Source organism: Pseudonocardia asaccharolytica DSM 44247 = NBRC 16224 (genome assembly GCF_000423625.1).
In the GTDB taxonomy this organism is placed as follows: Bacteria; Actinomycetota; Actinomycetes; order Mycobacteriales; family Pseudonocardiaceae; genus Pseudonocardia; species Pseudonocardia asaccharolytica.
In genome coordinates, this window is sequence record NZ_AUII01000006.1 from 153,393 (window position 1) to 179,056 (window position 25,664).

Consider the following 25,664-nt stretch of genomic DNA (forward strand, 5'->3'; position numbering starts at 1 on the left):
GACGGTGGCCGAGGACGGCGGCTGATCGGGCTCACTGCGCGGCACCCGTCTCGGCCGGCGCCGACGCCGGTACCGGTGCCGTCGCCGCTGGTGCCGGCACGGGCGTGGGCGCCGGTGCCTTGCGGAATGCGCGGTCGAGTAGCACCACGGCCAGCACCGCCAGGATCGGGGCCACCAGCAGCAGCGCCGTCGTCGCGTGCGGGCCGGGCGCGGCGACGCAGACGACCAGCGCGCCCGCCGCACCCGCGGCGGGCCGCAGCCTGCGTGACCGGGACCAGGCGGCGCCGAGCATCGCGGCGGCGCCGAGCAGGACCGGCAGCAGCGTCGGTGGCACCGGGCCGGCCCCGGTGACCACGAGCGGGCCGTCGCCGGTGGCCGCCACCGCGACGGCCGCGGCGGCCCCGGCCAGCACCGCGCCGCCGAGCAGGCGAACCACCCCGGGGCGCGAGGCACCGGCCAGCAGCGCGCTCGCGCCGGCGGCACCCAGCGCGACGGCCGCCAGCGGCGCCGTCAGCACCCCGATGACCGTCGCCACCACAGCCACTGCGTTCTCGGTCCGGCCCCGTCCGACGGTCGCGGCCGCCAGGATCAGCCACGCCGCGGCGAGCCCGCCGGGATCGATCGAACCGTGCAGCAGCACCAGCCCACCCAGACCGACGGCCAGCGCCGCCGCCGGGGGCCGCACCCGGCAGCGGCGGACCACCGGCCACAGCGCAAGGCATCCGGCCAGGCCGGCGGCGATCGCCGCCACCCGGACGATATCCGGAAGCACCGGTGGCGCGTAGCCCGAGAGCAGGACCTGCAAGGCCGCGAGCTGATGCACCGCGACGGCATCCGGCCAGGACGGCAGCATGGCCAGACCGGCGACGGCCGACGCGGAATCGGCGAGTGCGGTCTCGCCCGGGGTCGCGCCCCGGGTGCCCATCCGGACCAGCACGATCCCGGCGATGAGCGCCAGGCCCGCTGCCGCGGTGATGAACCACCCCCGGCCCGCGGCGGCACGCGGTTGCGGTCCGGTCCGGGTCCCGCCGGCCGCGCTCGCCGGGCGATGGCGTCGCCCGAGCACGCCGATGAGCGTGCGACCGAACGCGGCCGCGATCATCACGAGGCCCGCCCACGGCAGGATCAGCAGGCTCACCTGGATCATGCCCAGCGTGGCGGCGGCGACCTGCCCGGTCCGGATGGCCTCGGCGACGCCCGCGGTGATCACCTGCAGGGAGTCCCACACCATCGGCAGGATGCGGGGCATCGCGAACACGAGCAGGGCGAAGAAGTACAGCAGGCAGGGAACGGCCAGCAGGACCCACACCGTGATCACCCGCCGGGTCCACGGCTTGAGCTCCGCGACCCGCGGATGGGGCTCGCGACCGGGGATGAGGCTGCGCAACACCGGCCCGAGGAGGCTGAACAGGTCCGGGACGCCCGCGAGGTCGCTGAGGATGTAGTAGCCGTCCAGCCGCAGCGAGGGCAGGAACTGCCAGATCGTCTGGACGTGCAGCAGGACAAGGGTGATCAACAGCCACGGCGCTCCCGTGACCAGGTAGGCGGCACCCGCGACGATCAGGAACAGGACATTGAAATAGATACCGCCCAGATCCGTTCGCAGCCGCCCGGTCCGGTCCAGGCGATAGGCGTCGGTGACCGTGCTGTACATCGCGGGCCAGACCAGATAGATGCCGATGCCCATCGGCCCGGGGCGCGCACCGCCGTAGCGGCAGGCCGTTACGTGGCCGCACTCGTGGAACATCCCGAAGACGAAGACGACCACGAGCACGAACAGCGTCGCGATCGGCTCGTGGACCAGCGTCTGCACGCTCGGCAGCAGCTGAGCGATTCCACCCAGCACGACGATCGCGACGTCGACGGCGACCAGCGCGAGCAGCGCGGCGATCACCACGGGTCGCCAGAACAGCGGCCGGAACAGACCCGCGATGACCCACGCCGCCGCCGCGGGCACCACCGTGGTCCGAGAGCGCAGGGCCAGCAGCGGATCCGGGCGGACCGACCGGGGCTGAGCCTCCCCGTCCGCGGCGGCGATGAGCCCCGCGGGCCGCAGCTTGTTGTCGACCAGGTAGGTGATCTGTTCGCCGGTGAGGCTCCTGCCGAACTGGTCGCTGACCATGATGGCCACCTCGTCGGCGGTGCGTTTCCCGTCGATGTCCGCCAGCACCAGGTACAGCAGCCGAGGGAGCTGGATGATCTGGCCGTCGGCCCGTCCGACCAGGTACTGCGGCTCCTGGAAGCCCGAGTCGCGGTATTCACCGATCAGCTCGACGCCTGCGGCCAACCGGAGTGTCGGCGGCGCCTCCGTCCGAGCCTCGAGCACCCCACCTTCGGTGACGATGACGATCCCCCCACACGTGCTCGTTCGGACGCAACGGATAGGGGCGGCCGGTATCCGGCCGCCCCTACCGCGGTCGCTCACGAGTCTGTCAACGCAGACCGTCAGTCGAACAGGTTGCCCACGGCCCAGCCACCGTTGCCACCGTTGCCACCCACGGCGATGGCCTCGTTGATCTGGTTGGCCTCGGCATCGCCGAACACCGACAGCGCAAAGTTGACGTTGCCGGCGTTGATGGCGAGGGCGTCGCCACCCCTACCGCCGTCGCCGCCGACGCCGACGCCGACGATCATGGTCGTGCGGGCGGGAAGCAGCTCGACGTGCTGGCTGTCCAGTTCCGCGATGCTCAGAGCATCCGACATTTTCGTCCTCCCGGACTTCGGGCCCCGAAGGGCACCATCCATCGGCCACGAGGCACCGCTCCAGGTGCGCCTCCCCCTCGATCCGGGGCGTCACCGGCGACTCGCACCTGGAGCGGACCTCTCCTGGAACCGGCCTCTCTGGCTGTCTGACGAGGCCAAAGCCATAGTCACCCGGCGGTCGCACACTGTCATCACTTAGTTCGGGCCCGCGGCTACCTAAACTCCCGACCGGCCGCCGCCCAGATTTCGGACCTGCGAGCAAGCTCTTCAGATCACCCATCCCTGGGGCTTTGTCGGATTCGGCGAGGACCGAACCGGACTGACAGTCCGGTGCCACGTGCACCCGGCCGTGGCGCGTTACCGTTGACGCATGGATCCGGTCACGGAACACGCGCCCAAGGTCGTCAGGTCCGACGAGGAGTGGCGCCGGCTGCTGAACCCGGCGGAGTATCACGTGCTGCGACAGGCCGGCACCGAGCGTCCCTTCACCGGGGAGTACACCGACACCAAGACGGTCGGTGTCTATTCGTGCCGGGCCTGTGGGGCGGAGCTGTTCCGCAGCGACGCGAAGTTCGAATCGCACTGCGGCTGGCCGTCGTTCTTCACCCCGCTCGCCGGCCACGCGGTCATCGAGCGCACCGATACGAGTCTTGGCATGCGCCGGGTCGAGGTGCTGTGCGCCCGCTGCCACAGCCACCTCGGGCATGTCTTCTCCGGTGAGGGCTACGACACGCCCACCGACCTGCGGTACTGCATCAACTCGGTGAGCCTGCGGCTGGTACCGAGCGAAGCCGAGTAGACGAAAAGTCACCACCCGGCGCGGCCGCGGCTACGCTCCCGAGGCTGCCCGGGCCCTGACGGAGTTCGCCCTCACCGCCCCAGGCGTCCACACCGTCTACGCCAACGTGGAACTGCCGATCCCGCACATCCCGAGCAAGACGCCATCAACACAATCTCGTACGACCCAGCCATCACCAATGTCAGCCCGGAGAACATGTGTGGGCAGCGCACTGGTCGGACGACCACAGCCCACTGGGGACGGCATGCCCGCAGTCAGGGCCGCAGACGCCACACCGTGGTGCGGCGGATGTCGACGCCTTCCATCTCGGGGACCGGTACGTCGTAGGTCGCGAGGGCGGTCAGGCGATCCTTCGGCAGGTAGGCCCGGCCAGGGTCGCCGATGAGCACGTCCGACCCGCGCGCTCGCGAGCGGAGCAGGAACGGCAGGACCCGCCCCGTCATCGATCTGTCATAACAGACATCCCCGGCCAGCACGATCCCCGCGTCCGCGGGCTCGTCGTCGAGCACGTCGCGCAGGACGCAGTCCACCGCGATGCCGTTCGCCGCGGTGTTGAGCCCGATCGCCGCGACGGCGTGCTCGTCGACCTCGACGGCCGTCACCCGCGCCGCGCCCGCCACCGCCGCCGCGATCGCGGCGATTCCGCATCCGGATGCGAGGTCGAGTACCGTCCGGCCGGCGACCGACTCGGGGACGTCGAGGACGTACCTGGCCAGCGCCTGCCCACCCGCCCAGGCGGCCGCCCAGAACGGCGGCGGCAGCCCGGTGTGGTCGAGCTCGGTCTCCATCTTCTCCCACAGTGCGATGACGTCGTCGGCGAGATACAGGGCGATCTCGGAGACCAGCGGCGGAGCGGCGAGCCGCGTGTGCGCCCGGACGAAATCCACGGGTGTCATGTCCCTCCAACGCCCCGAGCCCGTCGGTCGGGTGCCCTGACCGGAAGCGGCACCCGCAGGAGTGTGCGGCCACGAGTATCCGGCGACCCAGCGGGTAGGCAGCGTCGTGCCTCGCTCGAAGCGCCCCGGCACGGGCGAAGGTGAGGACGACGGGATAGGCCACCCCGGAGCGGATCTCGCTGCGCACGGTCTGGCCCAGGCCGATCGGCGTCGTGTCGGGCAGCGCGGCCTCGCCGGCACCGGCGGCGAGGACGTGATGGCCGGCGATCGTGGCGGCACCGAGGACGGCACCGTCGCCGGCGAGCGGGCTGCTGATCGACAACGGCGGCGGGCCGCAGTTCCTTCTACGCCTTCTCCAAGGTATGCACGCACCTCGGTCGCCCGGCGTCCCTCTACGATTCACAGAGCACTATCACGACCTGCCCGTGCCACTACTCGAAATTCCTGATCACCGATTCGGCGAAGCCGATCTCCGGCCCGGCTGCCCGCCCGCTTCCGCAGCGGCCCATCACCGTGAACGACGAGGGATACTTCGTCGCGCGCGGTGATTTCAGCGAACCCGTCGGTCCCATCTTCTGGAAAATTCGGTCCTCCTGATCGCGATCACGCCCACCGCCGCCGGACGCAGCACCCGCCCGGCCCGGTCGCCGGGTCGGCGATTCGCCGCCGCAGCGGCCGTGCGAGATCAGCGGAAGGGCCTCGAACTGCGATACGGTGACCGCGTCCTCGACTGCGGCGATCGACCACGCCGTCATCCGGCAGGCACCGGGCGTCGGCCCCGATCGCCTCGACCTGCTCGGGGGATGGACCGGCCGGCACCGACGCCGCAGGATCGGGCCGCACGTGCGCAGAGCGCGCATCGGATCTGCGACCACGCCATTGATGTCCATGAAGCAGGCCGAGGCGTGATCCGCCGCGCGCGGGGTATGCACGACCGCAACGCCGTCACGCGTGGAGGGGAGGTGGTTCCGTGTCCGAGACCGACGACGGGCTGGACGATCTCGTCCCGCTGATAGTCGACCGGCTGCCGGCGATCCTGACCGAGGTCCGTGACATCCTCGCCGATCAGTACCCGGACTATGCGCGGTTTCTCACCGAGGAGTTCGACGAGGTCGTGATCGGTGCCGGTGCGTTCGCGACCCGCCTGGTCTCGCTGGCCCGATCCGGCCCGGCCACGGTTCCGCAGTTCGTTTCCGGTATCGAGGAAGCGGTCTTCGAGGAGATCGGGCGGATGCACCACCGCCACGACCAGGACGTCACCGGTCTGCTGGCCGCGTACCGGACGGGCGCGAGCGTGACCTGGCGTCACGTGGCCGAGGCGGCTCTTCAGCGGTCGATCGCCGCCGAGACGTTCGCCGCGCTGGCCACGGCCGTGTTCGCCGCCGTCGAGCAGCTGTCCTCGGCCTCGCTGCGGGGCTATGTGCGCGAGCAGTCCAACCGGGCGTTCGCCCGCGACCGGCAGCGTGAGGAGCTCGCGGACCTGTTGCTGTCGGACGGTTCCGACACGGCCGCCGTCCGCGCCGTCGCCCGCAAGACCGACTGGACCGTCCCGGCGGAGGCCGCGATCGTCCTCGTCGACCCGGACAACGAGGTCGCCCGCACGCTGCTCGCCCGGCTGGACGACTCCTGTCTTCTCGTGCGCCGCCCCGCCCAGCTGCTGGCGATCGTGCCCGACGCCTCAGGGCCGGGACGGCGCGCCTGGCTGGAGGCCATCCTGTCCGGGGCGGGAGCGATCGTCGGGGTGACGGTCCCGCTGGAGCGCCTCCCCGCGAGCGTGCAGTTCACCGAGATCGCGCTGCGGCTGCGGAACGCCCGGCTGCTGCACGGGGACCCGGTTTTCGTCGAGGACCACCTCGACGCGATCATCGTGCACCACGACCACAACCTGCTGGATGCCCTGCGCCAGCGTCATCTGGCCCCGCTGAACGGGCTCCCACCGGCCACCGGCCATCGGCTCGCCGAGACCCTCACCAGCTGGCTCCTGCACATGGGCAACCGCAAGGCGGTGGCCGACGAGCTCCACGTGCACCCGCAGACGGTGCGCTACCGCCTCAGCAGGTTGCGCGAGTTGTTCGGCCCCGCCCTGGACGACCCCCGTCAGCGGGGGGCCCTGCTGCTCGCGCTGGCCTGGGGTCCGTCGGTCCCGCAGGACTCCGGCGGGGCCGATCGGTCCGGCGATCACGGTGAGACCGTGGTCGATCCGAAGCCGGTCCTGCCGAAGGGGTTCCTCTCGCTCGGTCTGCGGTCGGACCCGGCCGACCATCCCGCACCGCCATCCAAGGAGTGAGACGGCCCGACCCGGCTCCGCCGGCGGATCAGGCGTCGCGGACCGATCGGACGCTGATCCTGCCGAGCGCGCCGGCCGCCAGCGTCGTCACGAGCGCACCGAGCGCGTAGTAGTAGCCGAGCTGCTCGAACATCACCAGCACGGTCCCGCCGATGGGCGGACCGATCGGGGCGGCGGGGCCCTGGGTACCCCACAGCTGACTCACCGTCGGCCCGATGATGAACCAGATGCCGCCGACCAGCGCGAGCCAGGCCCCGAATCCGGCACCGAGCCGATGTCCGCTCGGCGCCAGGATCAGGCCACCGAGCAGCACCGCGATACCCGGCAGGATGTTGAGCCACAGCCGGTCGGCCGTGTAGGTCCACGGCGCAAGACTGCCGAAGGCGTAGGAGAAGTACGGCCCGACGAACGGGATCAGCGCCCCCCAGAGCCCGAGCAGGACCAGCCAGAACCCGCTGAACGCCCCTCGGCTGCGGCGCATCTGCATCGCCGACCGCCGCGGCGGCTCCATCCCGTCGCGAGTCGCCCCCTGCACATCCCGTGTGGGGGTCGTGTCATGCGCCGCCAGGCGCTCGTCCCGGTCGCTGGACACAACGTCCTCCTGTCCGCGTGATGCTCACGGGATACCCGGCCCGAGTACGCCGAACACCTGGATGCCCGCCGAGCCCTATGCGACGCGGTAGCGCTCGAGATCGACCTGTTTGACCGTGAGGCCGAGACCGGGTCGGGACCGATCCGGATGCAGCAGGCCGTCGGGTTCGGGTGCGAGCACCCCGTCGAAGGCCATGCCCTCGATGCGGACGTGGTCGTGGAAGTACTCCAGGTGGCGCAGGTGCCAGACGGCGGTCCCGACCTGGGCCGAGACCTGCGGTGCGCAGTGCAGCGACAGATCCATCGACCGCGCGTCGCACAGCGCCGCCACCCGCAGCAGGCCGCTGATCCCACCGCAGCGGGTGACGTCGGCCTGCAGGCAGTCGACCGCGCCGGCGTCGAGCATCCGCTGGAAGTAGGGCAGGTCATAGCCGTACTCCCCGGCCGCGATGTCCATCCCCGCCGGGCCGCGGTCGCGCAGCAGGGCCAGCCCCGCCAGGTCGTCGGAGCTGACCGGCTCCTCCAGCCAGCGCACGTCGAACTCGGCGAACCGCTGCGCCCACAGCGTCGCCTCCTTGCGTTGGTAGGCGCCGTTCGCATCGACGAGCAGCCGCGCGTCGCCGATCGCGTCGCGGGCCGCGCGCAGCCTGCCGAGGTCGGCGTCGGGGTCGCGGCCCACCTTCATCTTCACCTGTGGGATGCCCGCCTCGACCCAGTCCGCGAGCTGCGCGCCGAGGGTCGCGTTGTCATAGGAGGTGAACCCGCCGCTGCCGTAGACCGGGGTGGCCTCGTGCACGGCGCCGATCGCCACCGCCAGCGGCAGGTCGAGCAGCCGCGTGTGCAGATCCCACAGCGCGATATCCACCGCGGAGATCGCCTCGGCGGCCAGCCCGGGCTTGCCGAGGTTGCGCACGGCGGGCAGCATCGCGGCCCACGAGGCCACCGGGGTCCTCGCGTCACGGCCGACGACGACGCCGGCCAGCTTGCCCGTGACCACCTGTGCGGCGGCGGGCCCCGCATAGGTGTAACCGATCCCGGTCCGGCCGCCGCCGTGCGCGGTGACCAGCACGAACGTCGTCGAGTCCCATTCCAGGGTGCCGTCGGACTCCGGCGCGTCGGTAGGGATCACGTAGACGGCGGCCTCGATCCGTTCGACGGTGGGCGGGGCATCGGTCACGGCCGCGAGTACCCGGTGCGGCTCCGGGTACACGCCGGCGTAGGAAGCGAACGGAGGGTAGGCATGACGACGAGCACGGCGGGGCAGCGCAAGATCGCGGTGGTCACGGGCGGCACGGCGGGGGTGGGCCGAGCGACGATCCGCGAGTTCGCCCGCGCCGGCTACGACGTGGCGGTGCTGGCCCGCGGCCGGGCCGGTCTCGACGGCGCCGCGGCCGACATCCGCGAGGCGGGCGGAAAGGCGTTGGTGATCCCCGCCGATGTCGCCGAGCCCACGGCCGTGGACGTCGCCGCCGAGCAGATCGAGAACGAGCTCGGCGAGATCGACGTCTGGGTGAACGCCGCGTTCGCCGGCTCGTTGGCCTTCTTCTGGGACACCTCCCCTCAGGAGTACGAGCGGATCACCCGGGTGACCTACCTTGGCCAGGTCAACGGGACCCGCTCCGCCCTGGCCCGGATGCGTCCGCGCGATCGCGGAGTGATCGTCAACGTCGGTTCGGCGATGGCGTACCGCTCGATCCCGCTGCAGTCGGCCTACTGTGGGGCCAAGCACGCCGTGAAGGGTTTCACCGAGTCGATACGGACCGAGCTGGCGCACGAGCGCAGCAGGGTCAGGCTGTGCATGGTCCAGCTTCCGGGGCTGAACACCCCGCAGTTCAGCTGGAATCTGAACAGGATGCCCAAGCACCCGATGCCGGTGCCGCCGATCTTCCAGCCGGAGCTGCCCGCCCGCGCCATCCGATTCCTCGCCGAACATCCGCGCCGCAACGTGTGGGTGGGTCTGTCGACCGCCTACACGATTCTCGCCGAGCGGCTCGCACCCGCACTGGTGGACCGCTACCTGGCCCGGACCGGCATCGAGGCCCAGCAGACCGATGCCGACAGGCCCCGGCGCGGACCAAATCTGTTCGAGCCGTCCGACGAGCGCGACGACCCCGGCGCGCACGGCGCGTTCGACGACCGGGCGCACCGGAGCGACCCGTTGCTGTGGGCCTCCATGCATCGCCGGGCGGTCCTGTCCGGAGTAGCGGCCGCGGCGGCGGGCGTCGTCGCGGCCGCCACGATCCGCGGCTGACCCGGCCGCTCGGCGGATGCTCAGGTCCGCAGCACGACCTTCTGGCAGCCGTCCAGCTTCTTCTGGAAGATCTCGTAGCCGTGCGGCGCCTGCTCCAGCGGCAGGTGGTGGGTGGCGTAGCCCTCGGTGTCCAGCGGGTCGGCGTCGTCGAGCAGCAGCGGCATGATGTCGTCGACCCAGCGCTTGACGTGGCACTGGCCCATCCGGAGCTGGATGCCCTTGTCGAACATCTGCAGCATCGGCATCGGGTCGACCGCCCCGCCATAGACTCCGACGACCGACACCGTGCCACCGCGGCGCACGGCGCTGATCGCGTCGTTCAACGCGTGCAGCCGGTCGATGCCGAACTTCTCGGCGACCGGGGCTCCGATGGTGCCGGGCAGCATCGACGCCACCTGCTGGCCGAGCCGGGCCACCGGGCTGCCGTGGCTTTCCATACCGACGGCGTCGATCACCGAGTCCGGACCGCGGCCGCCGGTGATCTGGCGCAGGTACCCGGGCACATCCCGGACGCTGCGCAGGTCGATCACCTCGACGCCGTGCTTGCGGGCGGTTTCCAGCCGCTCGGGCACCAGGTCGATACCGAACACTCGCTCGGCCCCCAGGTGCTTCGCGATCCGGGTGCAGAACTGGCCGACCGGACCCAGCCCGTGGACCGCGACCGACCCACCCTTGGGGATGTCGGCCCACACGACCGCCTGCCAGGCCGTCGGCAGTATGTCCGACAGGTACACGAACCGGTCGTCCGGCGGGCCCTCGGGGACCTTGATCGGCCCGAAATGGGCCTGCGGGACCCGCAGATACTCGGCCTGTCCACCCGGCACCTGGCCGTAGAGCTTGGTGTACCCGAACAGCGCGGCACCCTTGCCGTGCGCACGCACCTGGGTGGTCTCGCATTGGGCGTAGAGGCGCCGCTGGCACATCCAGCACCGCCCGCAGGAGATGGTGAACGGCACAACTACCCGGTCGCCCGGCCGTAGGTGCTCCGCCGCCTCCGGCCCGACCTCCTCGACGATGCCCATCGGCTCGTGGCCGAGGATGTCCCCCGGCTCCAGGAACGCCCCGAGCACCTCATACAGATGCAGGTCGGAGCCGCAGATGTTCGTGCTGGTGATGCGCACGACCGCGTCCGTCGGCTCCTTGATCCTCGGGTCCGGCACGTTCTCCACGCGCACGGCCCGCTTGCCCTGCCACGTCAACGCCTTCACGTCGTCCTCCTTCGCCCCGCTGGGCACGCCGGGGAGGTACCCGGTGAACGCGCTTGCGCCAACGCGGGTTTTCGGGCGGGGGACGGTTCTCGGACCGCGGTCGGCTACGTCCGGATCGGGTCGAGCACCCCGATGACGTGAAAGTCGTGCGCCTCGGCGACAGCGAGATGCACCCGCTGCTGCAGATGGCCGTTGCGCATGCTCATCGCCCCGCGCGGGCCGTCGTAGCCGACGCTGTCGGATCTGGCCAGCAGCGTCCGCACATCGGCGGAGTCGGCGGCGCGGTGCAGCGCCTCGAGGGTGCGGATCCCCTCGTAACAGGACTCCGCGGCGTTGTTCAGCGGCGGCCCGTCCGGCCCGTGGGCCGCGACGTAGGCGTCCATCAGGTCCATCGCTCCCGCCGTGGCGAGGCTGTTGAAATAGGCCGCGGCGACGTAGAGGCCCGCGGTCGCGTCGGCACCGCTGGCCAGCAGCATGTTCTCCTCCATCAGCGGGCTGAACCGCACCGCCCGATCGTGCAGCTCGCGCGCGGCGAACTGCCGGTTGAACAGCACGGCGTCCTGCCCGACCAGCAGCATGAGCACCGCCTGCGCGCGCGAGCGGTCGACCCGCTCGAGCACCGGGCCGAAGTCACCCGTGCCGAAGGGGACGAACACCTCTTCCACCAGCTCCAGCCCGAGCTCGCGACAGTAGAGTCGGGCCGCGGCGGCGGAGCCGTGGGGCCAGACGTAGTCGTCGCCGACGAGGAACCACCGGCGCAGTCCGAGGGTGTCGCGCAGCCAGGCCAGCCCGGGCGCGATCTGCAGCCACGGGATCTCGCCCGCGCAGAACACTCCCGGTGTCCGCTCGCCGCCCTCGTACAGCGAGGTGTACACGTACGGGACGCGCCCGCTGACGATCGGCGTCAGCGTCTCGCGGACCGAGGAGATGTGCCAGCCGGTGAGGGCGTCGAGCCGCCCGGCCCGGAGGACGCGGGCCACGTCCGCGGCGACCTGCCACAGCGGCGCTCCGCCGTCGATGACCTCGATGTCGATCGGGCGGCCGAGGATCCCGTCGCGCCGGTTCACCTCGGCGGCCGCCATCTCGACGACGGCCTCGCACGAGGGACCGAAGATGCCGGCCGGCCCCTGTAACGGGATGACCAGTCCTACCCGATACGGCCTGTCCGCTGACGCCAATGGAGACACCCCGCCGATCGCGACAGTCCTTTCACTGTGAAGTTTCTAACATGAACGCGTTCGCATGAGTAGGGAGGGACCGGGCGTGCGGTCCGCACGGTCGACCGCCACACCGACCATGTCCGGCCGCGCACATCCGCCCGAACATGACCCTTTCGATTGACTTATTTTCGTTCGGAAGTAGTGTCGGGGGCCACACGGCGCTCCGCCGCGTGACCGCGCTGCTGCTCTGGGAGGACCACATGGCTGACGGACGCATCGACTTCACCAAGTCCGGGGTCTCGCGCTTTCCCGACCGGGACCTCGGAGTTCCCCGGTTCAGCTGCGAGGTCGGCGTCCCGCTCGCCGAGCAGAAGGAACTGGGACACAACCGCTGGCACCCGGACATCCCCCCGCTGTTCGAATGCGACCCCGGCGACGAGGTGATCCTGGAGAGCCCCGGCTACGACGACTATCAACTCCAGGACCAGGACGACGACGAGGACATCCACACCCTCGACCTCACCCGCACCCACCCCATCACCGGCCCGGTGCGGGTGCGCGGTGCCGAGCCCGGCGACCTGCTCGTGGTGGAGGTGATGGACGTCCAGCCGCTGAGCGGAATCGGATACTCCAACGTCCTGCCCGGCATGGGCGGGCCGCTCAAGGACCGGTTCCCGCGCGGCTTCAAGACGGTATGGGACCTGCACGGGATCTATGCGACGTCCCGGCAGATCCCCGGCGTGCGCATCCCCGCGATCAGCCACCCCGGCGTGATCGGTGTCGCGCCCTCGCACGAGCTGCTGGAGCAGTGGAACCGCCGCGAGGACCCGCTGGTCGCCGACGGGCAGGCCGGCCCGCGCGCCGACGCCACCGCGACGGCCGTGCTGCGCACCCTGGAGGGCGAGGAGTGGCAGCGGGTCGCGGCCACCGCCGCCCGCACCGTCCCGCCACGTGAGAACGGCGGGAACATGGACATCAAGAACCTGTCCCGCGGCTCCAAGATCTACTTCCCGGTCTTCGTGGAGGGCGCGCTGTTCTCCTGCGGGGACCTGCACTTCGCCGAGGGCGACGGCGAGATCACCTGGAACGCCATCGAGATGGACGGCTCCGCCTGGCTGAAGTTCGGCCTGATCAAGGGCGGGTCGCGCAAGTACGGCATCCGCAACCCGGCCTTCCGCCCCTCCCCCGTCGACCCGAATTTCGGCGACCGTTACCTCAGCTTCGTCGGCTACAGCGCACGCGGCGACGAGCAGCGCTACCTGGACACGACGATGGCGGCGGTCGATGCGGTGGAACAGGGCATCGACTACCTCACCAGGTTCGGCTACACGCCCGAACAGGCCTACACGATCATCAGCGTGGCGCCCTGCGAGATGCACGTCGGAGGAATCGTCGACATCCCCAACGCGGCGGTGACGCTGAGCATCCCGCTCGACATCTTCGACCAGGACATCCTGCCCAAGCCCTGACCGTCACGCCCGCAGAACGCCCCGCGACCGGTCGGCCACGGACAACACCTCGTGGCCGACCGGTCGTCGTGGGCACCGACGTCGCCAGGGCGTCACACCGTGGCGAGCGCGCTCTCGGACTCCAGCGTCACCGCGGCGGCGTTCACCACCCGCCGCGATCCGCAGCGCCTCGTGGATGGTCTCCCGATCCTCCCGGCGCCCCACAGCACCTTCTCGTGCGACTCGAGACAGACCCCGCAGCCGCCGATGGTGCTGACGGCCAGCGACCAGAACTCGAAATCCTCCTTGTCCACGCCCGGGTTACCGATCACCTGCATGCGCAGCCGTGCCGGCAGGTTGCCGTACTCGGCGTCGCCGATGAGGTGCTTGGCCCGGTTCTCCCGGCCCGCGCCGGGGCGGCGGATCAGTCTGGTCTACCGGCGCGGCGACGAGCGAGGCGACGAACACGCGGCGGCGCTGCGGCGGGCAGCGCAGGTGCGCAGGCTACCGGTGCAGCTGGTCAGCCCGGATCTCGAACCGTGAGCCGGCTTCAGAGGCTGTAGCGCAGGATGGCGGCGACGTCACCACCGCCAGGGATGTCCTCCCGGCGCAGGGCCAGCACCCGGCCGCCGGTCAGCCACACCCGGCGCACGATCTCGTCGACCACGCCGTAGGCGGTGGCGTCGTCGGACTCCTCGAAGGTCACCGCACCGGCCTCATCGAGGTGTCCGGGAACGACGACGTCGATATCGGCGAAGACCGTCTCGACCGCACCGTGGGTCGCGAGCCGGGCGACGTCGGCGACGTCGGTGACGGCCCGGCCCTGCGCGGACCGCTGCCCGAACAGCTCGCGCAGCTGCGACATCTGGTCGGCGTACAGCCGGTCGAGCACCTCGCGGGCGCTCGCGACGAGCTCGGCGTCGGGGAGGACGTCCGGGTTGCCGGGCAGGGCGGCCGCGGCGAGGCCGGGGTAGCGGCACGCCGAGCGGACGATGCTCCCCAGCGGTTCGGGCGCGGCCAGCAGAAGCGGCACGCCGTGCTCGGGCAGGATCGGCCGCAAGGCCTGGTCGATCTGCCGAGCGTACTGCCGCATCCGCACCTTCTGCTCCTCGGCCGCGGACATCCTGCGGATGGCCATCTGGTCGGCGAGCGGCTCCTTGCCCACGGCGCTCTCCAGATCCGTGGGCAGGTTCGGGACGTCGACCGGCTCGGCGTCCACATCGGGCAGGATCTCGAGCACCCGCACCGCGTTCTGGGTCACCGCGAGCACGAACGCCAGCTGCGGAAAGGTGATCGCGCGCAGCAACGGCTTCAGGTGGAAGCGGTCCGCCACCGCAGCCAGCGGCAGCAGCCGGTTCGGCAACCGGAACGCGACCAGCGCGGACGGCGTCGCGAACAGCGCGAGGCTGCGGGCCTGGTGGCGCCAGAACGTCTCGTCCAGATCGAGGTCGATCAGCTGCTCCTCGACCGCGGCGATGTCGTTCTTGCCCGCCTCGGCCTCGCGCATCTGGTTGAGCGCGTCGCGGACGAGGTTCTTCAGCTCGAGCCGTTCGCCCTCGCCGGTCGATACCGGATCGGTCGGGAGGTAGAACGAGACGCACCAGCGCTCCTTGGCCTGGAACAACGCATCGATCTCGGCGCGGCTCGGAATATCGGTGTGCAGCGTCACGGCAGCTCCGTCGTCCATGGTCGACTTCTGCCCCACGGTACCCGCGGGGGGCTGTTCCAGCTCATCGCAACGATGCGGTCACGGCCACAGCGACGTTCCACCGGGGGGCGCGGTGCCGGTGCCCGGCCCCGCCGTCACGACGGACCCCGCGGACACCGCCTCGGCCAGCAGACCCAGCGCGGTGACCACGGCCGCCGAGGCCAGGGCGAGCGCTACCGCGACCACGGCACCGCGCAGACGGTAGCGCCCGGTCCGCCCGCGGCGCCGAGGACGGAACGCGGCCCGCCGGCCGGGCACGCCAGACCGGATCTCGTGGGCCTGCCACGCCCCCGGTCCCCCGGCCCTCCACCGGACGCCGGGGCGAACCGGGCGCGGCCCCCGGGTGGGCGATGGCCGCCGGGCCCCGAAACCCCGCGATCCGGTACGCGCGGCGGCCCCGTCGCCGCGCCCGATCGGATCGTTCGCCGTCCTGAGCCCCATGGCGATCCTCCGTCTCCGGCGAGGTTCTTCGCACATACGTTCGATCGAACGCCTGTGCGATTCCTACCACCCGGCGGGCGGCCCTGTCGAGAGCTCGGCGCGTTCTTCGAACATGCGTTTGGCAGATCGCCGGATCAGGACTACCGTGTTCGATAACGGCGGCGGTTCACCCGAACCGTCGCACCGCAGTGATGTCGTCGATGAAGGATCCACGGAGGAGGCCGACCAGATGGCACGGGACAAGTCCGGTACCGGCGCTGACGCTGACCGGGGGCCCGGGCAGGTACGGACCTTTCCCGATCCCCCCAACGATCCGGCGGGCCTGACCCCGCGGCAGCGGAAGGTGCTCGAGGTGATCCGCGACTGGGTGGATCGGTTCGGCTACCCACCCAGCGTCCGCGAGATCGGCGACGCCGTCGGGCTGACCTCGACGTCGTCGGTGCATCACCAGCTGCGCACCCTCGAACGCAAGGGCTACCTACGCCGCGACCCGAACCGCACCCGGGCCGTCGATGTGCGCGGGACGGACGAGATGTCCGGCGACGACGTGCCCGCGGCAGCCGCCACCGCCGACGATGCGCGCTCCGCCGGCCCGGAGCCGGCATTCGTGCCGTTGCTGGGCAATATCGCCGCGGGTGGGCCGATCCTGGCCGAGCAGGCGGTGGAGAGCGTCTTCCCGCTGCCCCGCGAGATCGTCGGCGAGGGCACGCTGTTCCTGCTCAACGTCCGCGGCGACTCGATGGTCGAGGCGGCCATCACCGACGGCGACCTCGTGGTCGTCCGCCAGCAACCCGTGGCCGAGCAGGGCGAGATCGTCGCGGCGATGATCGACGGCGAGGCGACGGTCAAGACGTTCAAGCGCCGCGACGGGCGGATCTGGCTGATGCCGGCCAACCCGGCGTACGAGCCGATCCCCGGCGAGCAGGCGACCATCCTCGGCCGGGTGGTCGCGGTCCTGCGCCGGCTCTGACCGCGACGGCCCGCGGCCGCGGACGGCCCGCCACGCAGCCGATCGGATGCCACGTAGCCGCGGGCCAGTTCATGATCGCCATTTCGGAGGCGGGAGTCGCGGACTGCATAGCTCCGTCCACCGAAATGGCGATCATGGGCGGGCCCGGCATGGGCGGGCCCAGGCGTCGAACAGCGTGGCCCGGCCCGCGCCGGGTGGAGGCCGGGCGGACACGCCGCTCACGGTCGCCGGCGCACCAACGCGTGAACGGCCATCGCCACGATCGCCAGGACGAGCAGCCCGGCCACGGCGGCAGCCCCGGCCGCAGCGGGTGTCCAGGCCGGGCCGGTGTTCTCGGGTGTCGCAGCCGGAGCGGCGCGGGGCTCCGCGCTCTGCCCGGCTACGGCCAGCGCGGCCGCTCCGGGCACGGCGCGGATCGCACCGCGCGCCCCGCCACGCGATTCCGAACCCGACAGCAGTCGGCCGTCGGCCTCGAACGCGATGGCCTCACCCTGCGGTTCGCCGGGCAACGGGACCCGGACGGGGTTCGTGCGCAGGGCCGCCACGAGATCGGCGGCGGTCTCTCCGGCGACCGGGAAGAGCCAGGCGTCGGTGTAGGTCCTCACGGCAGCGACCCGCCCGTCGGCGTTGAGCGCGGCGCCCGTGACCAGCCGCGCACCGATCCCGCCGACCGGGCCGCCGACGGTGTCCGAGCCCGGCAGCACGACCTCGCCGACCCGGATCAGCGGGGTCGGGCCGGGTTCGGCGAGCGGGCCCTCCGGCAGGTAGATTCCGGCGGCCGCCACCGTCTCCTTCGTGATGACGAGCGGCACCCCGTCGGCGGCGACGAGCAGGGCCTCCGCATCGTGTGGCCCGTCCGGGTAGCGGAGCCGGTGCAGCCGCGGCGCACCGGTGGGCGGCAGGGCGATGAGCGCAACGGTCTCGCGGCGCCGCTCGTTGTCTCCGGTATCGGCCACCCACAGCGTCCCGTCGGGACCGCGGGCAAGATCCTCGGCGTCGAAGGGGTCGATCGCCGCGGTCCGGGTACGGGTGATCGAGCAGTCGTCGAGATCGAGCCGGTGCAGGGCGACGCGGCGCCCGCCGTCGGCCATCGCCCAGACCCCGCCGCGGTCGACGGCGAGCCCGGACAGCTCGCCGAGACGCCGATCGGTCACCGTGCACAGGGTCTGCGGCGACGCCGGTTCGGCAGCCTCGGCGGCCGCCGCACCGCCGCCCAGCGCCGCACCACTGCCCAGGCCGGCCACGCCGAGCACGACACTCATCCCGAGTGCCGCGCGGCGACGGCGCCCGGGCGCGCTCAGCGACCCGCGACGGCGCCGTCGCGCCCGGCAACGGCGAACGGCAGCACCGCGTTCGCGAGCTCCGCACCGACCCGGGCGCGCAGCCGCGTGCCGTCGGCCGTGTGGTCGGAGGCGAGGACCTCACCCTCCGCGTGCACCCGCGCCGCCAGCGAGCCCTCGGTGTAGGGCAGCAGCAGCTCGACGTCCACCTCGGGCCGCGGCAGCAGCTCCGCGATGCGCCTGCGCAGCACGTTGATTCCGTCCCCGCGATGCGCGGAGACGAACACCGCGCCGGGCAACAGGTGGCGCAACCGGGCGAGCTGCAGGTCTCCCGCCACGTCGGTCTTGTTGACCACCAGCAGCTCGGGCGGCATCGCGCCCCGCTGCTCGCCGATCTCGACGAGCACCTCCCGGACGGCCTTGATCTGGTCCTCCGGCAACGGGTCGGACGCGTCCACGACGTGGAGGAGCAGATCGGCCTGGGCCGTCTCCTCGAGCGTCGAGCGGAATGCCTCGACGAGCTGATGGGGCAGGTGCCGCACGAACCCGACGGTGTCGGTCAGCGTGTAGGTCCGCCCGTCGGGGGTCGTGGTCTTGCGGGTGGTCGGGTCCAGGGTCGCGAACAGCGCGTCCTCGACCAGCACCCCGGCGTCGGTCAGGGCGTTGAGCAGGCTGGACTTTCCGGCGTTGGTGTAGCCGACGATCGCGACGCCGGGCACCTCGTTGCGCCTGCGGCTGCCCCGCTGGGTGTCGCGGACCGTACGCATCGCGGCGATCTCGCGACGCAGCTTCGACATCCGGTGCCGGATGCGCCGCCGGTCGAGCTCGATCTTGGTCTCGCCGGGACCACGACCGCCGATGCCGACGCCGCCCGCGGCGCGACCACCGACCTGCCGGGACAGCGCCTCGCCCCAGCCGCGCAGCCGCGGCAGCAGATAGGACAGCTGGGCCAGCTCGACCTGCGCCTTGCCGTCTCGGGAGCGCGCGTGCTGGGCGAAGATGTCGAGGATCAGCGCGGTCCGGTCGATCACCTTGACCTTGAGCCGCTCCTCCAGCTGACGCAGCTGGCCGGGCGAGAGCTCGCCGTCGGCGATCACGGTGTCCGCCTCCGCGGCGTCCACGGCGTCGCGCAGTTCGTCGATCTTTCCGGAGCCGATGAAGGTCGCCGGGTCGGGACGGCTGCGCCGCTGCACCAGACCGTCGAGCACCTGGGAGCCCGCGGTCTCGGCCAGCCGGGCGAGCTCGACGAGCGAGGCCTCGGCCTGCTCGGCGCTGCCGGAGGTCCAGACACCGATCAGCACCACCCGCTCCAGCCGCAGCTGCCGGTACTCGACCTCGGTGACGTCGGTGAGTTCGGTGGACAACCCGGCGACGCGACGCAGCGAGGAACGTTCTTCGAGCTCCAGGTCGCCGGTCGAGGGGACGGCGTTCTCGTCGGCGGCGCCGGGGACGTCGAGGTCCAGTGAGAATTCAGTCATCGTGATTTCCATGCTCCCATGGCAACGCCGTTCCTGTCCGTTTTGTTTCCTCGGAAGCGGCATCGGCGGGCGTGCTCAGGAAAGCGAATCCCACCACGAGCGCTCGAGCTCCCCCTGCCCGACCAGCACCGCGGGGCCTTGCAGGGTGGTGCCGTCGGCATCCACCGTGACCCGCAGCCGTCCGCCCCGGGTGCACACCGCGACCGTGCCGGTGTCCGCACCGGACTGCCGCAGCGCCGCGACGACCGCCGCCACCGTGCCGGTGCCGCACGAGCGGGTCTCCCCGACACCGCGCTCGTGCACCCGCATCGTGACCTGTCCACCGCGCAGCGGCGTCACGAACTCGACGTTGACGCCGTGCGGGAACAGCGCCGGGTCGTGGCCGGGCGGCACGGTGAGATCCAGGGAATCCAGCCCGACGGCGGTGACGCAGGCCAGGTGCGGGTTGCCGACGTCGACGGCGACACCGGGGAACGCGTGACCGTCGACCGTGGCCGTGCTGGCGGGCCCGATCTGCGCCGGGCCCATCCCGACCGCGACCTCGCCCGCGTGGCCGTCACCGTCGGCGAAGCCCACCGTGCGCACCCCGCCCCGGGTGCCCAGCTTCAGTTCGGCTCCGGGGCCGTCGGGCAGCCAGCCGCGGTGGGCCAGATAGCGGGCATAGACCCGCACCCCGTTGCCGCACATCTCGGCCACGCTGCCGTCGGCGTTGTGGTAGTCCATGAACCACTCGACACCCGGTTGCGGTGCCCCCGCCGTGGGGTCCCCGCAGATCAGCGCCGACCAGCGGATCACCCGCAGCACCCCGTCGGCGCCCAGCCCGCGGCGCCGGTCGCACAGCGCGGCGACCCGCTCGGCGGTGAGCTCGAGCGTCCCGTCCGGGTCGGGAAGCAGCACGAAGTCGTTCTCGGTCCCATGCCCCTTGGCGAACCGGATCCCGGGCTGCACGCTGCGCACGCCGTCAGCCTACGACCGGACGGCCGCGGCGCCGCGCACCAGTGACAGGGCGCGCCCGGGCAGGTCGGGCTCCTCGGCGTCGAGCCAGTGGATGCGCCGGTCACGGCGAAACCACGAACGCTGCCGCCGGACGAACCGCCGGGTGGCCTGCGTCGTCTCCGCGGCGGCGGCGGCCATGTCCCCGTCGGTGTCGAGGTGGGCGAGAACCTGCTGGTAGCCCAGCGCCCGCGAGGCCGTCCGGCCCTCCCGCAGGCCGCGCTCCACCAGCCTCGTGGTCTCCTCGACGAGACCGGCCGCGAACATCCGGTCCACCCGCAGCGCGATCCGCTCGTCGAGCGGCCCGGACGGGCGGTCGACGCCGATCTGCACCGCGTCGTAGCGCGGGGTGCGCCGAGCGGGCAGCCGGGCCCGGAACGGACGTCCGGTCAGCGCGATGATCTCCAGCGCGCGGACGATGCGCCGCCCGTTGCTGGGCAGCACGGCCGCGGCGGCGTCGGGGTCGAGTGCGGCCAGCCGGGCGTGCAGCGCCGCCGGGCCGCGCGCGGCCAGCTCGGCCTCCAGCTCGGCGCGCAGCGCCGGATCGGTGCCGGGGAACTCCAGCTCGTCGAGCACCGCCTGCACGTAGAGCCCCGAGCCGCCGACCAGCACCGGGGCGCGTCCGGCCGCCCGGAGCCGCTCGACGACGGCGCGGGTGGCGCGCTGGTAGGCGGCGACCGACGCGGTCTCGGTGATGTCGAGAACGTCGAGCAGATGGTGCGGGATCCCATGGCGCTGCGCGACCGTGAGCTTCGCGGTGCCGATGTCCATGCCGCGGTAGAGCTGCATGGCGTCGGCGTTGACGACCTCGCCGCCCAGCCGGGCCGCGAGGTGCAGGCCGAGGTCGGATTTCCCCGTCGCCGTCGGCCCGACCACCGCCACCAGCGGCGGCGCCGCCGGATCACTCATGCCGGCATCCACACCGCGACGTGGTAGGCCACGCCGAACGGGGCCGACGAGTACAGCAGCTCGCCGCGCCACGCACCGGAGCGCGTCGCGCCGGCCAGCACTTGCCACGGCGCCCGGCCGATCGCGCCCAACTCGGTCGCGAGTCCGGGGTCGAGCCGCAGCAGCCCGTCGGCGTCGGCTGCGGCCAAGGCCTCGGCGACCGCGGCGTCGAACTCTCCGGCGCGCTCGTCGAGGTATCCCGGCGCCTTCTCGGTGTGCGTCGTGGCCCCGTCCCCGACGACCAGCAGGCCGACGGGGACGGCGCCGGCCGCCGCGTCCGCGAGCGCGGCCCCGAGCGCCGCGCAGTCACCCGGGTCGGCGTCCGGGGCGACGAGCTCGCCGCGGATGCGCACCGGGGCACCGGTCCGCGCAGCCACCCAGCCCGCGATGAGCAGCGGCAACGGCAGCCGCGGATCGGCGGGCTGCGCCGGGGCGGCGGTGTCGAGCGCGACCCGCACGTCGACCCCGAACCCGAGGAAGCTGCCCGCCGCGCCCGGCGACACGGTCCGCCGGCCGCGCGCATCGGCGCCCACGGCGACCCAGTCCGGCGTGACGGCAGCGAGCCGCACGGCCGCGGCGTCGCAGGCGGCGCGCAGCTCGGCGGTCTCGTCCGCCGCGCCCGTCGCCAGTTCGGGAACCAGCAACGGCGGCTGAGGCAGCACAACGACCGCGGCGAACACGAGAACCAGCCTAATGTCGACGGTCAGCACATCTCGCGGGCACCGGGGCGGCCCGGGAAAGGGCGGCTCGTCGATCGAGACCGGCCGCTGGCCCCAGCTCCTCGTGTCCGATGGTTTCGGTCCGTGCCGGTAGCTGTTTGAATCCCTAACGCCCCGGTCTCACGGGACCGATCGGCATGCGCACGGCTTCGCCACACGGCGGAGCGCCCATCCCCGCGGATGGGCTGGACGAGGGAGGACACGGTGTCGGAGCATCACGCGACCAGCGGTACGGACGAACGACGGCGCGGCAGCACCGCCGCGGACCTCGCGGACCGTCGGATCGCCCCGGATCCGGAGGACCCCCGCCCGCCGACCGTGGACTCCGAACCGAACTCGGGCGAGAACCCCGGCCACCGGGGCGACGAGGCGGGAACCGGCGGGTCTCGGCCCGCCACGCCCCGCCCACCGGTTCCCGGGCCACCGTCGCGGCGCGCCCCCGGCCCCCGGCCAGGCCCCGCCGCGCGCCCGGCGCCATCCGAACCGCGCCCGGCACCGGCCCCGCCCCGGCACCCGGTCCCCGACCCGGCCCCGGTTCTCACCCCGCCCACCCCCACCCCGGTCGCCCAGGCCGGCAGCGACCCGAGCCGCTGGGGCCGCGTCGATGCCGAGGGCACCATCTACCTGATCACCGCCGAGGGCCAGCGCGTCGTCGGGTCCTGGCAGGCGGGTTCCCCGGAGGAGGGCCTCGCGCATTTTGCCCGCCGGTTCGACGATCTGCTCACCGAGGCCGAGCTGCTCGCCGCCCGGCTCACCGCGGGCGGCGACCCGAAGCACTCGCTGCACAGCGCGAAGGCCCTGCGCCAGCATCTGGACGAGGCCGCCGTGATCGGGGACGTGACCGCGCTGCGCACCCGGATCGACGAGCTGGTGGCGTTCGCCGAGCAGTCCGTCGGCGCCGCCCGCTCGGCCCGCGAGGCCCAGCGCGCCGCCGCCATCGCACGCAAGGAAGAGCTGGCCGCCGAGGCCGAGCACCTCGCCGCCGAGGCCACCCAGTGGAAGCAGGCCGGTGACCGGTTCAAGTCGATCCTCGACGAATGGCGCGCGATCAAGGGCATAGACCGCAAGACCGACGAGGCCCTCTGGAAACGGTTCTCCCGGGCCCGGGAGTCGTTCAACCGGCGTCGCGGGTCGCATTTCGCCGACCTCGACCGGCAACGGGCCGGCGCGAAGGCCCGCAAGGAGGAACTCGTCGCCGAGGCCGAAGCGCTCGCCGACTCCACCGACTGGGGTCCGACCGCCGCGCGCTACCGCGACCTGATGACGGAGTGGAAGGCCGCCGGCCGCGCGCAGAAGGACGCCGACGACGCGTTGTGGCAGCGTTTCCGCAGCGCCCAGGACGTCTTCTTCCGCCGCCGCGCGGCCACCTACGCCGAACGCGACGCCGAGTTCGTCGCCAACGCGGAGGCCAAACGAGCGCTGCTCGGCGAGGCCGAGAAGATCGATGTCTCGGATCCCGACGCCGCCAGGGCCGCGCTGCGCAGCATCCAGGAGCGCTGGGAGGCGCTCGGCAAGGTACCGCGGGAGGACATCCGCCCACTGGAGGCCCGGCTGCGCGCCGTCGAGGAGAAGGTACGCGAGGCCGCCGACCGGCATTGGCGGCGCACCGATCCCGAGGCCGAGGCCAGGGTCGCGCAGTTCCGCGAGCGGGTGGCGCAGTTCGAGGCCCAGGCCGCGAAGGCCCGCGCGACCGGCGACCTCCGGCGCGCCGAACGGGCCCAGAGCCAGGCGGACCAGTGGCGCGAGTGGCTCGCCACCGCGGAACAGGCCGTCCAGCAGCGGTAGCGGGTGAGGCGGTTGGGCCTCAGCGCCGCGCCAGCGCGATCCGCGACCACGCTCCGGTCAGCACCACCACCGCGAGCGTGGCCATGACCAGCCCGATGCCGGGCCCGATCCCACCCTCGGGGAGGGTGACCTGGCGGGACCAGATCGCCCACACCCCGGTGACCACGGAGATCCCGCAACCCACGGCACACACCCACGCGAGCGCCCACAGCCGGGTGGACAGCGCGAGCGCGGAGCCGAACACCCCGAAACCGAGTGCGGTGAAGGTGAACAACCGGGGCAGCACGCCCAACGACGGCGCGCCCGCGAGGACCTCCCACCCGGCCACGGGCCCGACCCACGGCAGCAGGAAGGCCCCGATCAACACGAGGACGGTGATCGAGGTGACCAGCCCGGCGGCCCCGGGGTCGATCCGTTGTTCCACCCGGCGCTCCACCTCCCGCAACTCCTCGTCGAACTGCCTCAGATCGTCGAACGGCTCGCTCATCTCGTTCCCCCTCCCCCGGCCGGCACGGCCGAGCAGGTGCTGTCGTTCACCGCGGCGACGGGTGCCCCGAGACCGGGAAGCCCCAGTGCGGTCGGCGCACCGCGCGGACGGCTCCCGGCCTCGTGCGCGTCGCCTGCGCGGGTACGTCGGTGGGCGGTCGGTCCGCCGTCGGCGACGAGGTGGTGCGGCGCTCCGTACCCGATCCGCACGCTGACCAGGTCGCCGGGTCGCACAGGTGCGTCGCCGGGCGCGAAATGCACCAGCCGCCCGTCGCGGGCCCGCCCGCTCATCCGCCGGGTCTGCGCGTCCTTGCGGCCCTCCCCGGTGGAGACCAGCACCTCGACGTCGCGCCCGACCATGGCCCGGTTCTCCTCCCAGGAGATCTGCTCCTGCAGGGCGATGAGCCGGTCGTAGCGCTCCTGGACGACGGCCTTGGGCAGCTGGTCGGGCAGGGTCGCGGCCGGGGTGCCCGGGCGGGGCGAGTACTGGAAGGTGAAGGCCTGGGCGAACCGGGCCCGCGCGACGACGTCCAGGGTGGCCTGGAAGTCCTCCTCGGTCTCCCCCGGGAACCCGACGATGATGTCGGTGCTGATCGCGGCGTCCGGGATCGCCGCGCGCACCTCGTCGAGGATCGCCAGGAAGCGCGCGGACCGGTAGGACCGGCGCATCGACTTCAGCACCCGGTCCGATCCCGACTGCAGCGGCATGTGCAGCTGGGGGCACACGTTCGGCGTCTCGGCCATGGCGGCGATGACATCCGAGGTGAAGTCGCGCGGGTGCGGGGAGGTGAACCGGACCCGTTCCAGGCCGTCGATCCCGCCGCAGGCACGCAGCAGCTTGGCGAATGCGCCGCGGTCGCCGAACTCGGCGCCGTAGGAGTTCACGTTCTGGCCCAGCAGGGTCACCTCGAGCACGCCGTCCTCGGCGAGCGCGGCCACCTCGGCGAGTACATCGTCCGGGCTGCGGTCGCGCTCCTTGCCGCGCAGCGCCGGCACGATGCAGAACGTGCAGGTGTTGTTGCAGCCTACCGAGATGGATACCCAGGCGGCGTAGGCCGACTCGCGGCGCGCGGGCAGCGTCGAGGGGAACACCTCGAGCGACTCGAGGATCTCCACCGAGGCCTGCTCGTTGTGCCGGGCCCGCTCCAGCAGGGTCGGCAGCGCGTGCACGTTGTGGGTGCCGAAGACGACGTCGACCCACGGGGCCTTGGCCACGATCGTCTCGCGGTCCTTCTGGGCGAGACAGCCGCCGACCGCGATCTGCATGTCCGGGCGGGCCAGCTTCTCGGGTCGCAGCCGGCCGAGGTTGCCGTAGAGCTTGTTGTCGGCGTTCTCCCGCACCGCACAGGTGTTGAACACGACGATATCGGCCGGGCTGCCCTCCGCGGCCTTCGCGTAGCCTGCCGCCTCGAGCAGACCCGCCATGCGCTCCGAGTCGTGTACGTTCATCTGGCACCCATAGGTGCGGATGGAGTAGCTGCGGGTCACGACATCAAAGGGTAGGCCGCCCGGC

General features: G+C 72.4%; 24 protein-coding genes and 1 pseudogene. 8 read left to right on the top strand and 17 right to left on the bottom strand.

What is annotated here, in order from left to right; all coding sequences use genetic code 11:
- Positions 1–31: 31 nt before the first annotated feature.
- Entirely contained in the window at positions 32–2,326 is a 2,295-nt protein-coding gene (locus G567_RS34080) for a hypothetical protein (RefSeq protein WP_154667134.1), read from the bottom strand.
- A gap of 119 nt (positions 2,327–2,445) precedes the next feature.
- Entirely contained in the window at positions 2,446–2,703 is a 258-nt protein-coding gene (locus G567_RS0109700; RefSeq protein ID WP_028929826.1) for a hypothetical protein, read from the bottom strand.
- A gap of 370 nt (positions 2,704–3,073) precedes the next feature.
- Between G567_RS0109700 and msrB the strand changes: the two genes are divergently transcribed.
- Entirely contained in the window at positions 3,074–3,502 is a 429-nt protein-coding gene (gene msrB, locus G567_RS0109705) for a peptide-methionine (R)-S-oxide reductase MsrB (protein ID WP_028929827.1), read from the top strand.
- 254 nt (positions 3,503–3,756) lie between these two features.
- Here msrB and G567_RS0109710 read toward each other — a convergent pair whose 3' ends face one another.
- Positions 3,757–4,398: a class I SAM-dependent methyltransferase gene (locus G567_RS0109710; protein ID WP_028929828.1), complete on the bottom strand. Its 642-nt coding sequence runs from the start codon at positions 4,396–4,398 to the stop codon at positions 3,757–3,759.
- A gap of 396 nt (positions 4,399–4,794) precedes the next feature.
- On the opposite strand from G567_RS0109710, the pseudogene G567_RS33065 reads away from it, so the two are divergent.
- Both G567_RS33065 and G567_RS27890 read left to right on the top strand, forming a co-directional pair.
- Positions 4,795–4,995, top strand: a pseudogene (locus G567_RS33065) (QcrA and Rieske domain-containing protein); the annotation flags it as partial.
- Positions 4,996–5,368: 373 nt separating this feature from the next.
- Positions 5,369–6,685: a PucR family transcriptional regulator gene (locus G567_RS27890; RefSeq protein WP_084796017.1), complete on the top strand. Its 1,317-nt coding sequence runs from the start codon at positions 5,369–5,371 to the stop codon at positions 6,683–6,685.
- 28 nt (positions 6,686–6,713) lie between these two features.
- Here the strand turns inward: G567_RS27890 and G567_RS27895 are convergent, their stop codons facing one another.
- Positions 6,714–7,277: a hypothetical protein gene (locus G567_RS27895; RefSeq protein ID WP_051232687.1), complete on the bottom strand. Its 564-nt coding sequence runs from the start codon at positions 7,275–7,277 to the stop codon at positions 6,714–6,716.
- A gap of 75 nt (positions 7,278–7,352) precedes the next feature.
- Positions 7,353–8,453 carry an enolase C-terminal domain-like protein gene (locus tag G567_RS0109730; RefSeq protein ID WP_028929830.1) on the bottom strand — a complete coding sequence of 367 codons (1,101 nt, stop codon included), beginning with the start codon at positions 8,451–8,453 and terminating at the stop codon, positions 7,353–7,355.
- Positions 8,454–8,516: 63 nt separating this feature from the next.
- Between G567_RS0109730 and G567_RS0109735 the strand changes: the two genes are divergently transcribed.
- Positions 8,517–9,527, top strand: coding sequence for an SDR family oxidoreductase (locus tag G567_RS0109735; protein WP_028929831.1), 1,011 nt, complete (start codon positions 8,517–8,519; stop codon positions 9,525–9,527).
- A gap of 20 nt (positions 9,528–9,547) precedes the next feature.
- On the opposite strand, the gene G567_RS0109740 is transcribed toward G567_RS0109735, so the two are convergent.
- Complete coding sequence (locus G567_RS0109740; protein WP_028929832.1) at positions 9,548–10,735, bottom strand: zinc-dependent alcohol dehydrogenase; 1,188 nt, start codon at positions 10,733–10,735, stop codon at positions 9,548–9,550.
- A gap of 104 nt (positions 10,736–10,839) precedes the next feature.
- The gene (locus G567_RS0109745) at positions 10,840–11,931 is read right to left on the bottom strand and encodes a substrate-binding domain-containing protein (RefSeq protein ID WP_261763854.1); all 1,092 of its coding nucleotides are present in this window, start codon (positions 11,929–11,931) and stop codon (positions 10,840–10,842) included.
- 128 nt (positions 11,932–12,059) lie between these two features.
- Between G567_RS0109745 and G567_RS0109750 the strand changes: the two genes are divergently transcribed.
- The gene (locus tag G567_RS0109750) at positions 12,060–13,364 is read left to right on the top strand and encodes an acetamidase/formamidase family protein (protein WP_245585602.1); all 1,305 of its coding nucleotides are present in this window, start codon (positions 12,060–12,062) and stop codon (positions 13,362–13,364) included.
- A 92-nt stretch (positions 13,365–13,456) separates the two neighbouring features.
- Here G567_RS0109750 and G567_RS27900 read toward each other — a convergent pair whose 3' ends face one another.
- The gene (locus G567_RS27900) at positions 13,457–13,681 is read right to left on the bottom strand and encodes a hypothetical protein (RefSeq protein ID WP_211223880.1); all 225 of its coding nucleotides are present in this window, start codon (positions 13,679–13,681) and stop codon (positions 13,457–13,459) included.
- Between G567_RS27900 and G567_RS34085 the strand changes: the two genes are divergently transcribed.
- A complete protein-coding gene (locus G567_RS34085; RefSeq protein WP_028929835.1) occupies positions 13,680–13,886 on the top strand; it encodes a hypothetical protein in 207 nt (68 codons plus the stop codon). The two genes, G567_RS27900 and G567_RS34085, sit on opposite strands and share 2 nt — an antisense overlap.
- A 7-nt stretch (positions 13,887–13,893) precedes the next feature.
- On the opposite strand, the gene G567_RS0109765 is transcribed toward G567_RS34085, so the two are convergent.
- Together G567_RS0109765 and G567_RS34090 are read right to left on the bottom strand one after the other, a co-directional pair.
- Positions 13,894–15,012, bottom strand: coding sequence for a baeRF11 domain-containing protein (locus G567_RS0109765; protein ID WP_028929836.1), 1,119 nt, complete (start codon positions 15,010–15,012; stop codon positions 13,894–13,896).
- A gap of 78 nt (positions 15,013–15,090) precedes the next feature.
- A complete protein-coding gene (locus G567_RS34090; protein ID WP_154667135.1) occupies positions 15,091–15,237 on the bottom strand; it encodes a hypothetical protein in 147 nt (48 codons plus the stop codon).
- Between the two features lie 484 nt (positions 15,238–15,721).
- On the opposite strand from G567_RS34090, the gene lexA reads away from it, so the two are divergent.
- A complete protein-coding gene (lexA, locus tag G567_RS0109775) occupies positions 15,722–16,462 on the top strand; it encodes a transcriptional repressor LexA (RefSeq protein ID WP_028929838.1) in 741 nt (246 codons plus the stop codon).
- Positions 16,463–16,680: 218 nt separating this feature from the next.
- Here the strand turns inward: lexA and G567_RS27905 are convergent, their stop codons facing one another.
- From G567_RS27905 to G567_RS27910, 5 genes are all read right to left on the bottom strand, one after another.
- The gene (locus G567_RS27905; protein WP_028929839.1) at positions 16,681–17,724 is read right to left on the bottom strand and encodes an SdiA-regulated/phytase-like domain-containing protein; all 1,044 of its coding nucleotides are present in this window, start codon (positions 17,722–17,724) and stop codon (positions 16,681–16,683) included.
- A gap of 35 nt (positions 17,725–17,759) precedes the next feature.
- Positions 17,760–19,220, bottom strand: a complete 1,461-nt coding sequence (gene hflX / locus G567_RS0109785; RefSeq protein WP_028929840.1) for a GTPase HflX — start codon at positions 19,218–19,220, stop codon at positions 17,760–17,762.
- A 75-nt stretch (positions 19,221–19,295) separates the two neighbouring features.
- Positions 19,296–20,168: a diaminopimelate epimerase gene (dapF, locus tag G567_RS0109790; RefSeq protein WP_211223887.1), complete on the bottom strand. Its 873-nt coding sequence runs from the start codon at positions 20,166–20,168 to the stop codon at positions 19,296–19,298.
- Positions 20,169–20,186: 18 nt separating this feature from the next.
- A complete protein-coding gene (gene miaA, locus G567_RS0109795) occupies positions 20,187–21,122 on the bottom strand; it encodes a tRNA (adenosine(37)-N6)-dimethylallyltransferase MiaA (protein ID WP_028929842.1) in 936 nt (311 codons plus the stop codon).
- Positions 21,119–21,841 carry a DODA-type extradiol aromatic ring-opening family dioxygenase gene (locus tag G567_RS27910; RefSeq protein ID WP_037056539.1) on the bottom strand — a complete coding sequence of 241 codons (723 nt, stop codon included), beginning with the start codon at positions 21,839–21,841 and terminating at the stop codon, positions 21,119–21,121. The genes miaA and G567_RS27910 overlap by 4 nt, the downstream gene beginning before the upstream one ends.
- A gap of 243 nt (positions 21,842–22,084) precedes the next feature.
- On the opposite strand from G567_RS27910, the gene G567_RS27915 reads away from it, so the two are divergent.
- Entirely contained in the window at positions 22,085–23,665 is a 1,581-nt protein-coding gene (locus G567_RS27915; protein ID WP_245585603.1) for a DUF349 domain-containing protein, read from the top strand.
- A 19-nt stretch (positions 23,666–23,684) separates the two neighbouring features.
- Here G567_RS27915 and G567_RS27920 read toward each other — a convergent pair whose 3' ends face one another.
- Positions 23,685–24,152 carry an Rv2732c family membrane protein gene (locus G567_RS27920; protein ID WP_051232689.1) on the bottom strand — a complete coding sequence of 156 codons (468 nt, stop codon included), beginning with the start codon at positions 24,150–24,152 and terminating at the stop codon, positions 23,685–23,687.
- The gene (gene miaB, locus G567_RS0109820; RefSeq protein ID WP_028929844.1) at positions 24,149–25,639 is read right to left on the bottom strand and encodes a tRNA (N6-isopentenyl adenosine(37)-C2)-methylthiotransferase MiaB; all 1,491 of its coding nucleotides are present in this window, start codon (positions 25,637–25,639) and stop codon (positions 24,149–24,151) included. The genes G567_RS27920 and miaB overlap by 4 nt, the downstream gene beginning before the upstream one ends.
- Positions 25,640–25,664 lie beyond the last annotated feature (25 nt).